General features: G+C 50.8%; 10 protein-coding genes. 7 read left to right on the top strand and 3 right to left on the bottom strand.

Going from position 1 to position 10,327, the window contains the following annotated elements; all coding sequences use genetic code 11:
- The 3 genes from METMI_RS0113685 to METMI_RS0113675 form a co-directional block, all read left to right on the top strand.
- The coding region (locus tag METMI_RS0113685; protein WP_232215227.1) for an RHS repeat domain-containing protein at window positions 1-733 on the top strand (733 nt) is incomplete at its 5' end.
- Complete coding sequence (locus tag METMI_RS0113680; protein ID WP_156829853.1) at window positions 712-1,215, top strand: hypothetical protein; 504 nt, start codon at window positions 712-714, stop codon at window positions 1,213-1,215. The genes METMI_RS0113685 and METMI_RS0113680, both read left to right, overlap by 22 nt.
- Window positions 1,216-1,909: 694 nt before the next feature.
- Window positions 1,910-2,311: a hypothetical protein gene (locus METMI_RS0113675; protein ID WP_019866856.1), complete on the top strand. Its 402-nt coding sequence runs from the start codon at window positions 1,910-1,912 to the stop codon at window positions 2,309-2,311.
- Window positions 2,312-2,845: 534 nt separating this feature from the next.
- Here the strand turns inward: METMI_RS0113675 and METMI_RS0113670 are convergent.
- Window positions 2,846-3,904 (bottom strand): hypothetical protein, encoded by a 1,059-nt coding sequence (locus METMI_RS0113670; protein ID WP_019866855.1) that lies wholly within the window; start codon window positions 3,902-3,904, stop codon window positions 2,846-2,848.
- 44 nt (window positions 3,905-3,948) lie between these two features.
- On the bottom strand, window positions 3,949-4,908 hold the full coding sequence (locus METMI_RS0113665) for an InlB B-repeat-containing protein (protein ID WP_019866854.1): 960 nt from the start codon (window positions 4,906-4,908) through the stop codon (window positions 3,949-3,951).
- A 185-nt stretch (window positions 4,909-5,093) separates the two neighbouring features.
- On the opposite strand from METMI_RS0113665, the gene METMI_RS0113660 reads away from it, so the two are divergent.
- The 4 genes from METMI_RS0113660 (at window position 5,094) to METMI_RS0113640 (ending at window position 8,468) form a co-directional block, all read left to right on the top strand.
- Complete coding sequence (locus tag METMI_RS0113660) at window positions 5,094-5,471, top strand: hypothetical protein (protein ID WP_019866853.1); 378 nt, start codon at window positions 5,094-5,096, stop codon at window positions 5,469-5,471.
- 303 nt (window positions 5,472-5,774) lie between these two features.
- Complete coding sequence (locus METMI_RS0113650) at window positions 5,775-6,440, top strand: response regulator transcription factor (RefSeq protein WP_019866851.1); 666 nt, start codon at window positions 5,775-5,777, stop codon at window positions 6,438-6,440.
- Entirely contained in the window at window positions 6,441-7,781 is a 1,341-nt protein-coding gene (locus tag METMI_RS0113645; RefSeq protein WP_019866850.1) for an ATP-binding protein, read from the top strand. It abuts the gene before it with no gap.
- Between the two features lie 489 nt (window positions 7,782-8,270).
- On the top strand, window positions 8,271-8,468 hold the full coding sequence (locus METMI_RS0113640; RefSeq protein WP_019866849.1) for a hypothetical protein: 198 nt from the start codon (window positions 8,271-8,273) through the stop codon (window positions 8,466-8,468).
- Window positions 8,469-8,761: 293 nt separating this feature from the next.
- Here the strand turns inward: METMI_RS0113640 and METMI_RS0113635 are convergent, their stop codons facing one another.
- A complete protein-coding gene (locus tag METMI_RS0113635; protein ID WP_019866848.1) occupies window positions 8,762-10,255 on the bottom strand; it encodes a phytoene desaturase family protein in 1,494 nt (497 codons plus the stop codon).
- Between the last annotated feature and the right edge of the window lie 72 nt (window positions 10,256-10,327).

Here is a 10,327-nt window from a genome sequence, read left to right as displayed (position 1 = left end):
CCTTGTGCTAACCGACCACCTCAACACCCCCCGGCAAATCATCGACACCAGCAACCGCCTGCGCTGGCAATGGGACTTTAGCGACCCGTTCGGCGGCAACGCGGCCAACGGCAAGCCCGACGCCAGCCTGACCCGGTTCGACTACAACCTGCGCTTTCCGGGGCAGTATTTCGATGTGGAGACGGGGTTGTTTTACAATGTCTTCCGTAGTTATGACCCTAAGACTGGCAGGTATACGCAGAGTGATCCTATCGGCATTCAGGGTGGGTTGAATACTTTTGGGTATGTGGGGGGGAATCCGTTGGGGTTTGTTGATCCTACAGGTGAATACGCGCTTGTCGGCGGCGGTCTATTGGTTGGCAGTGGACTATTAACTGCTGGGGTAATGATGGCTACCCCAGCAGGACGAGATGCACTCAAGTCTGCTGGTGAGAAGATTGCTGATCTTTGTAAGCCCGATAATTTTGGGTCTAAATGTGATGAACTGGAAAAAAAAGTTCGTGATGCAAAAGATCACATGGGGGCTACATATCAAAAGGGTGTAAACGGTTCTAAATGCGAGGTAGGTATGTCTATTTTCCAGCTTACTCAACGCGCAAATGACTGGTTAAGACTTGCTATGGCAAGGGCACAGCGTGATGAGGTGTGTTATGGTGGCGGTGACGAGGATCACCAAATAGAACAAGCAACTGCTTGGAAACAGGTCTCTATATGCCAAAATTTAATGAGATGAACGAACTTATAAATTCAATAAAATCTGCCTTTGGATGGCGTTCTCGACCTGCTATTCTCAGCAATTCTAAGCAACTTTCATCGGGTGATAAATCCGATCTTCTAACTATTGGTAATCTCAAGTGGGAGGAAGTGACTTGTGAAGATTGGGAAAAGAACTTTGATGTGATTAGTTTGTTTTCTCCAGAGGCTTTTTGCTATTACTTGCCGGGTGTATACAAGGCATCAATTGAAGAAAATCTCGCGAATTTAATTGTTGTCAGCAATATTATAGACTCGTTGGATAGAAGTCCTACCCCAGAATGGTGGGATGATTGGTTTCTTAAGCGATGGCCTTTATTAACCTTGCCAGAATATAAAGTCACTCAAGATTGGATATGGTGGTTATCTTCTTTTAAGAATTCTCAATTTTCAGATGACTCTTTAATGAGAGCATTACATACAATTGAGTTACTAAGTAAGAATCAAAGGGGTCAGACCTGAGCAAGTAGCCCGTATGGAGTGAAACGGAATACGGGTTTTCCCGGCAACGATATGCCGTATTTAACCGCGCTGTTCCGGCACGGGGTTTTCGGGATTGGGAGCGGATTACGGGATTTTCCAAACCTAACATTGATGTATTTCATCGCACTGTTCCGGAACGGGGTTTCGGAATTGGGATTTATGCGGCTCCGAACCCCGTATTCCACTACCGCTGCATACGGGCTACCTCGCTGGAGCGAGTAGCCCGTAAGGAGCGAAGCGGATTACGGGATTTCTCGGCTACGATATGCCGTTTGTCATCGCACTGTTCCGGCACGGGTTCTCGGAATTGGGAATTGTCCGGTTTCGAACCCCGTAATCCGCTTCGCTCCTTACGGGCTACGCCAATCCCTGCCTTTTTACGGGATTTTCCAACTCCGCCATGCCGTATTGAATCATGTTGATTCGGTACGGGGGGTTGAAATTGGGAATGATGCGATTTCGAAACCCTGTATGTCGTGAAACGGATTACGGGATTTCTCGGCAATGATATGCCGTATATCATCGCACTGTTCCGGCACGGGATTTCGGAATTGGTAATTGTGCGGTTCCGAACCCCGTATTTCGCTATCGCTGCATACGGGCTACCTCGCTATGATCCCCCAATGGGCAAAAACAAAAACGGTTCCACCTTCAACTTCAAGGAAAAATGCGGATGCGAAAATTAATTAAATACTTGTTGCCTTTTATCATTGTTTTTCAAAGTAATTTTTCTTATGGGGAATCAAATAACAGCATTGATTGGTACAACAAAGAATTAATAATCAATGGCCAATATGTACGGGTTCTTTTAGTGGTCGAAAAAGAATTTATTTCACATATTACAGAGAAAGCCAATGAAATAAAAAAAAAGGGGATAAAGTACGATGTGGAATCAAGCACGTATTTGTCTAAAATTGAAAACTATAATATTGAGATAGGAGTTGGAAAGGGTAAGTTTGCTGTTTGGATATCGCCGCGTCTATCAGAAGAGTTTCCCGGATTTTTTGGTGGTGATGCTTTTTATGCAGTTGACAGCAAAACTTTCAAAATTCTCGATACCCAATATGGAAAATAAGGCTGTAACACGTAAGGCGGATTGGCCGCGCAAGGCCATAAGATGAGCTTATAGCAAGTAGCCCGTATGGAGTGAAACGGAATACGGGTTTTCCCGGCAACGATATGCCGTATTTAACCGCGCTGTTCCAGCGAGTAGCGAGTAGCCCGTAAGGAGCGAAGCGGATTACGGGATTTTTCGGCAACGACATGCCGTTTGTCATCGCACTATTCCGGCACGGGTTATCGGAATTGGGAATTGTCCGGTTTCGAACCCCGTAATCCGCTTCGCTCCTTACGGGCTACGCCAATCCCTGCCTTTTTACGGGATTTTCCAACTCCGCCATGCCGTATTGAATCATGTTGATTCGGTACGGGGGTTGAAATTGGGAATGATGCGATTTCGAAACCCTGTATGTCGTGAAACGGATTACGGGATTTCTCGGCAATGATATACCGTATATCATCGCACTGTTCCGGCACGGGATTTCGGAATTGGTAATTGTGCGGTTCCGAACCCCGTATTTCGCTATCGCTGCATACCTTGCTACCTTGCTTAATTCTTTTCTATCACGCTGGCTGCCGACAATGCCCCGTTAAGGTTATCCCTGTTTGCGGCCGCCTTGTGGATCACCATTTTTATTTCAGGGCTTTGGGTGCTTTGGTTTTGTGCCGCCGAGATTGGGGCCAAGGCTTGTTCATCATCAATTTTCCCTAACCAGCCTTCAAGGTTCCTGGCGCCTTCCGGGGGCGCATCTTTAGCCCAATCGGCGATTTGTTGGGTGGCGGCGACCGAACTCATTGCCGCCAAGGCATTGCCGCTGGCTTCAAATGCGGGCGCCCCAACAGGCTCTTGCCTTAAACTGGCCCCTAAGACTTTGATGGCGGCGGGATTGCGCACTTGCGGGACGGCCTTAAACGCCACTTCTTGTTTGATGCGGTTGGTCGCTTCAGGTTCTGTGTTTTTGGTGCTGCCTGATACGGTCAGCAGTAGTTGGCCGACGCCCTGGGGCGCCCCCACCACCGCAATGGCTTTGCCCAGCGCAGCCAATAACGCCGGGTCGGTGGCTTCTGGATCAGTCCAAGCCGCTTCTAAAGCCGGGGAAAGCTCTTCATGGAACTGGCCATGCCAACGGTTGTCGCCTATCCTGGAAATGGCTTGCAATACGAGGATATACAACGAAGACTGGAGTTCCTGTTTGGCCAGGTCAAGCAATTGGGACAAGGCCTCAGGGGTGGCGGTTTCGGATAAAAAGTCCAGCAAAATGGCTTTAATCGCCAAAGACAACTCCGGTTGCATCAGCAAACCGGTGATGTTTTGATAAATGTCCGGATCCGGATGCAGGCGCAAGTCCTCGGCCAACAACGCCGCCATGATAGGGATTTGTTGGAATTCCGATTGGAAGAGCAGGGTTTCCAAGGCTTGCCAGCGTTGCATGGCGGATGGCTGTTGAGGGCCTTTAACCGGGGTGGGCGCGGCATTGTGCACGGGGTTCCGTTTCTGCCAGCCCAAGGGGGCCGCCACGCCGGGGTTGCCGCTCCGCCCAGTCCCCAGCTGGGTTTGTTGCCGGATAAAGGACGCGTGCTGCGTCTGCAATCCATCAATGCCAGGCATAACGACGAGCAACAAACAAACCAAGACGGGTATTGACCGGTGTATCACCTGGGCATCCGCCGAGATGGGGCCAATTGGGCCAGCGCGGCACTGATTTTTGCCACCTGTTCCGGGCCCGCCTGCAATTTAAGCAGGGAAACATTTTTAGGCCGTCTGGCGGCGCGATGGTTTTCCCCTCCATCCCTAGGTTCCTGCAACACTAACAAACCCACGATGCGCTTCCGTTCCGCTGTATCCGCCTGCATAAAAGACTGCGCCGCCGAAGCCGCACGCCCCTGCCCGACTAACGTCAAGCTAAGTTTGGGATGACGGCCCAATATCCCCAGCACCGCCGCCCGCACTTCGTAGGCCAACTGCCGGACGGGGACGCGGCCGGGTTTTTCCGGATCGCCAAGCGATGGCGGCAAACCTTTGGCGGCGGCTTCACCATGTTGCAACAAATCGTAATAACCAAAAGCAATCCGGTAACAATAGGCTTTATTCTGCGGATCGTAAGCATCATCCCCCAACACGACACCGCCATAGATGACCGGGCAACGGTCATTGAAGCGTTGTTTGGCAAACTCATTCCAAACCGTGTTCTTAGCGCCTTCGCCATGCAGCAGCAGCAAGGCCTTGGTAGATGCCTGCGAGGCTTGGTTTTTGGCAAACCGGGCGGCCAAGCGTGTATCACCGCCCGGCCTCAGCGTGCACAACGGCCCTAACGTCCCGGCACAAGCCCCTTCCCAACCATCAAACCGATAGCCTTCATCAGGCAAGGCGAACAGGCTCAACAAAGAACCGTCGGATGTTTCGGCTATGCAATAAGGGGCGCATTCCATATCCCCAGGCACATTACCGATACGCCCACCCAAACCGCCGGCCACCCCAACCCCCAAAGTGGCTGCGGGTGCCGGTAATGGCAATACGGCCAGGCTTAACAAGCTTGGCAAGGCCCATTTCAAGCGGGCAAAAAATAGTTTCAAGCCATAGTTAAGGACAGGAAAACGGTGGTGATGGCGCATTGTCAAATTCCAAAAGTCATTATTTTTCGCATGATACAAGACAATTTGCCGTTCCGCGAGCGGGTTTTACGGTTAACCATCCATTCACCCTGCAGCTGCTAATATCTCCCTATCTAATGGATTTACAAACAGTTTTTAAGCTTCCATTAGATTTTCCCCTTCAATCAACAACAGTGGAGCATGACATGAACAAAGCAAGTTTAGGTGCCATCTTTTTGGGCATGGCCTTGACAGGCACATCCGCCCTTGCCGCAAACCGCGCAATTGAAATCAACATTGGCGGACGCGGCCCGGCAGTCGACGGGCCGGCTTTTGAAACAGTCAAGGATGTTATCGGGCATGCGGTGGCTAGCGGGATAGTGGATAAATTTACCGTGAGGGGCTATGGTGTCGAAGGTGGTTTTTCCGCTTGTGCCCAAGCATCGCCTTGGGTCAAAAATGTTGACTTTTATGCTTTCATACGCCAGCTACGCACCATCACCCCTAACGCACAAACGACTTTTTATTCGCTGGCCCCGGTTGAAGCGTGTAGCGATGATGTAGTGGTGCCTTTACAGGAATAAGCAAAACAGAACCCATAGGCCTTCCGGCCCTTTTATGCCTTAGAGGGCAATCCCAACCCGGAAGGCCTATTCGACAACACAGGCGTTTGAACGGGGTGGCCGGGGCGGTGCCGCTTACAACATATCAACCGAACTAATATCCTCCTTAATGCCACCTACACCCCCCCGGTTTTCATGGATATTGGTTTGCTTTTTCTGCATAATCTTAATTTTCAGCGTACTGTCAAGAAACATCCAACCCTACCTTAAACCCATGGTATCCAAGCATATTTACCCCATTGCCGGCCTTAGCCACGATCAAGCATGCGTATTTTGATTATCGAAGACGAAATAGGCATCCGTTCCCAAATCCGTAGGCAGCTTGAAAGGGAAGGTTATCACGTTGATGAAACGGGCGACGGCCGCGAAGGTTTTTATTTTGCCACCGAATATCCCGTGGACGCCGCAATTGTGGACTTGGGGCTACCCGGCCTCCCCGGCTTGCAGATCATTAGGCAATTGCGCCAACAGGGCAATACCTTACCGGTGCTGGTGCTTACCGCCCGGGGACGTTGGCAGGAACGGGTCGAGGGTTTGGAAGCGGGGGCGGACGATTATCTGGCTAAGCCCTTCCAAATGGAGGAGCTTTCCGCCCGTCTGAAAGCCTTGTTGCGGCGGGTGGTGGGCGCGCCCCAATCGTTGCTTAACTGTGGCCACCTTATCCTGAACCTGGATGCGCAGCGGGCTATAGTGGACGGGCTGGAAATTGAGCTGACCAGCTTTGAGTACCGGATGTTGGAATATTTGGCCCGGCATCACGGCAAAGTTGTCGCCAAAGATGAGCTGGCCGATTACCTCTACCCCCACGATGGCGATCCCGAAAGCAATGTGCTGACCGTATTGGTGGGCCGCCTTAGGCGCAAATTGGACCCCACAGGCGCGCGCAACCCCATCGAAACCCTACGTGGCCGCGGCTACCGCCTGCTTTAAGTGCTAAACTCGCTGTATTTCCGGCTTAACTTCACCGCCATTTTGGTGTTGGTCATTTTCCTGACCGTCACCGGCACGGTTTTGGACAATGCTTTTGTGACCAGCACCCGCCTCGCGCTACGCGAACGCATGCTGGGACAAATGTACCAGTTGTTGGGCGCATCTATGGTAGACGAAAGCGGGCGGCTGACCATGCCCTTACCCAGCAGCTTGCCCTATCCCCAGCTCGCCTTACCCGACTCCGGGCTGTATGCGTTTATCGGCACCAACGGTAACGGCACCTTGCTTTGGCGGTCGCCTTCCTTGCTCAACCGCCCGGCGCCCCCGCCCTTTGCCCTCCATGTCGGCGAAAAACATTGGACGGACATACACTTGGCAGACGGCAAAGAGTATTGCCTGCTCGGTTTCGGTTTCCAACGCACCGTAAAATCCGGCATTTACCCGTTCAATTTTTATTTGCTGGGTGAATTGGCACCGCTACACCAACAAGTCGCCAGCTACCGCCAACGCTTATGGGGCGGCCTGGCGGTGGCGGCGGTGATCATGCTGGCGACCCAGATTTGGGTCTTGCACTGGGGACTGGGGCCGTTGCGGAGGGTCAGGCGGGAACTCAATGCCATCGAAGCGGGCGAACACCCGCAAATTAACGGGCGCTACCCTAAGGAAGTCAAACAACTGACCGACAACATCAACGCCTTGCTCATCCAAGAACGCGCCCGCCAGACCCGCTACCGTAACGCCCTGTCTGACTTGGCCCATAGCCTGAAAACGCCGCTGGCGGTGCTGCTAGGCGCAACCGACCAGCCGGAATCGCTTCCCGAAACGGTCACTGAGCAAAGCACCCGCATGCTGCATATCGTCGAGCGGCAATTGCAACGCGCCGGCGCGGCAAACTATTCCACCACTGCACCGCCTGTCGCCATTTATGGGGTGGCGGAGCGCATCATCATCCCCTTGGGCAAAGTGTACCGCAACAAGAACATTAGCCTAAGCAACCGCATCGACCCCGACCTGCTGTTCCGCTGCGACGAAGCCGACCTGATCGAAATCTTGGGGAACCTGCTGGATAACGCCTACAAATGGAGCCGCTCGCATATCGAAATTTTGGGGCATAGGCAAAACCGCCAGGTGACCCTCAGCATCCATGACAACGGCCCCGGCATCAGTGCCCGGCATATTGAACATATCCTGCAACGTGGCGGACGTGCCGACGAATCCACGCCAGGCCATGGCATTGGCCTCAGCGTCGTTGCCGACATCGTCGACGCCTATCAGGGGCGGCTCCGCATAGAATCCAGCTTCTTAGGCGGCGCAGCGGTGATTATAGAATTTTGGGGATAAGCCCCAGCCTGCCATTTTTTTAACCCATTTCCTAAACAGCCGGGCCTCCCTTCCCAGGGCAAGCGCATATAAAATGAATAAAATATCAATGACTTATATTTTAACGTCGTATAGATGAATGCGGGATGGGGTTTGAAACCCCATCCTTAACGTTTTGAGCCACCTAATAGACACTAAAAACGTTACGGAACGGGTTACAAACCCGTTCCAGCACTCTTGTCTTGATGCTGGGTTGGTGTCGGCAAACCCGAAATTTCGTAACTTAATTGATTGTTTAATTTATTTATATGCGCTTGCCCTGCCTCCCTTCCCTTCCCTTCCCTTCCCTGCCCTGCCGGCGTAGGGGGCCGGAATGCCTGTCCCCCCATAAAGCATCTACACAACATTTCCTAAGGAATAGCTGAACAAATCGCCGATTCCCTAAGGGCAAAAGCCATTAGCGGAACCCTACCCACATAACATGACGTAACAACCACAAGAGTACTTTTTATGGATAAAAATGATTGGACATCCGAAGAAATTGCTTTTACCGCAGCAAGGCAAGCAGAAATAACCCAACAAGACAAAGCCGTTTTGGAACTGAAAACCAGTAAAAAACCTTCATTATTTTATATTGTTATCCGGCTTTTGATTGGCCTTATCCCCACGTTTTTCGTACTCCACTTGGCATATCTCCTCTGGGTTTGAGGTTATAGCCGAATACCTGCAAATATTTAGCTTACTGATGCTCTCATCTGGCTTTTATTTTTGTTACTTGGCTTTTTGGGCGAGTAAGGTGAATTTAATACCTTCCATATTTTATTCAGCCTTTATAGTAGGTTGCTTTGCTTTGTTACTGGTAATGAAACAGTGATAAAGCGATAAATTTTAACAGGAGTACAAATCCCAGTTTGTGCTCCTTGAATATGGGCTGTGCAAACCTTCATTGCTTGCATCGTAAACTTAGACAGTTACGCACATGATACCCAGCTTTAACGGCTTTACTTCGCCAAATCTGCCAAAATCTTATCCCGCACCAACTGCCCGGATAATGTCACCATCGGCATCCCGCCGCCGGGATTGACACTGCCACCGACAAAATACAAATTCTTCAACACCTTGCTGCGTTGGGCGTTTTTAAAACCCAAATTTTTAAAACGGTCAGCCACCACACCGTAAATTGAGCCTTGGTTGGAATAGTATTTCGCCTGAATGTCGACAGGTGTCCAGCTTTCTTCGCAAACGATATGCTTACGCAAATCTGTCAAGCCCATGCGTTCTAGTTTAATTAAGACCCGCTCGCGCATGGTGGCGTAATCGTCGGCAGACAAGGGTTTATCAGGATCAAGATGCGGGATATGCGGCAAGATTTTGATGATTTCACAACCGCGTGGCGCTTGGCTAGGGTCGCTTTTGCACGGCGCGACCAGATAAATGGTGGGGTCTTCCGATAAGCGGTGATCGTGGAAAATGGCTTTGAAATGCTCACGCGGATGGTCGGAATAAAAGAAATTGTGATGCGCGAGTTGCGGATAAATCGTATCCACACCCAAATGCAACACTAAACCGGAACAGCTAGGCGCGAATTTTTCCAAGCGGCGGATTTCACCCTCCTGCCCTTGCAGCAGATTTTTATAAGCCGGAATCACTTCCATATTGGAGACGACAATATCCGCCGCCAACACCCTGTCATCCGCCAAACGCACACCCGACGCGCGTCCGCCTTCGTGCTGGATTTCGACCACTTCGGCATTGACGTGAATATTGACCCCCAACTCCACTGCCAATTTTTGCAAGCCTTCCGCCATGCCGTACATGCCGCCTTTGATATACCACAAACCATAACCAAACTGGATATATGGCAATAAATTCATCAAAGCCGGTGCGTCATACGGTGAAGAGCCGACGTATTTGATGAAATAATTCAGCACATCGACCAGTTTCGGGTCTTTGATGAATCTTCTGACCCCCTGATCCATCGAGCGGAAAACATCGAACTCCTGCAAACTTTTCACTGGCCCGTAGTGCTTAAGCAATTCCCAGAACGAATCCAAACCGTGGGCGAAATAACCGTTTTCCGTCACTTCACAAAGCCGTTTGGAATACGCCAGAAATTTGTCAAATTGCCGTACCGTATCCGCGCCTAATTTATCCAACTCCTGTTTCATCACCACCGGATCGGAACTCAAGTCGAGCGTGCTGCCATCTTCAAAGAAATTGCGCCAATGTGGCTCAACGGTTTGGATACTGACGTAATCATCCATATTTTTGCCGACGCGCTCAAACAGCCTACGGAAAATATGCGGCATGGTCAGGATGGACGGCCCCAAATCGAAGGTGAAACCGTCTTTTACCAAGACATTCAATTTGCCGCCAACTTTGTCGTTTTTTTCCAGCAGATCGACGCTAAAACCTTCGGAAGCCAAGGAAATCGCGGCGGACAGGCCACCGAGTCCAGCGCCGATGACGACGATGTGGGGTTTATTATTGTTCATTCAAAATCTCTATTCAGTTTAAAAATGGGTCTGATTAAAACGGGGTTAAGCATTCTGGCCTTGGCATATATT

Origin of the sequence: Methylovulum miyakonense HT12 (assembly GCF_000384075.1) — a bacterium.
GTDB classification, from domain to species: domain Bacteria; phylum Pseudomonadota; class Gammaproteobacteria; order Methylococcales; family Methylomonadaceae; genus Methylovulum; species Methylovulum miyakonense.
The sequence above is the reverse complement of the archived record's forward strand: the minus strand, read 5'-3'. Positions and strand labels throughout refer to the sequence as shown.

What these genes read in the sequence shown, in the direction of transcription:
- METMI_RS0113640 (WP_019866849.1), top strand. Translation starts at nt 8,271, where the DNA reads ATGGATAAAAATGATTGGACATCCGAAGAAATTGCTTTTACCGCAGCA.
- METMI_RS0113680 (WP_156829853.1), top strand. Translation starts at nt 712, where the DNA reads ATGCCAAAATTTAATGAGATGAACGAACTTATAAATTCAATAAAATCT.
- METMI_RS0113665 (WP_019866854.1), bottom strand. Translation starts at nt 4,908, where the DNA reads ATGCGCCATCACCACCGTTTTCCTGTCCTTAACTATGGCTTGAAACTA.
- METMI_RS0113650 (WP_019866851.1), top strand. Translation starts at nt 5,775, where the DNA reads ATGCGTATTTTGATTATCGAAGACGAAATAGGCATCCGTTCCCAAATC.
- METMI_RS0113660 (WP_019866853.1), top strand. Translation starts at nt 5,094, where the DNA reads ATGAACAAAGCAAGTTTAGGTGCCATCTTTTTGGGCATGGCCTTGACA.
- METMI_RS0113675 (WP_019866856.1), top strand. Translation starts at nt 1,910, where the DNA reads ATGCGAAAATTAATTAAATACTTGTTGCCTTTTATCATTGTTTTTCAA.
- METMI_RS0113635 (WP_019866848.1), bottom strand. Translation starts at nt 10,255, where the DNA reads ATGAACAATAATAAACCCCACATCGTCGTCATCGGCGCTGGACTCGGT.
- METMI_RS0113670 (WP_019866855.1), bottom strand. Translation starts at nt 3,904, where the DNA reads ATGCCTGGCATTGATGGATTGCAGACGCAGCACGCGTCCTTTATCCGG.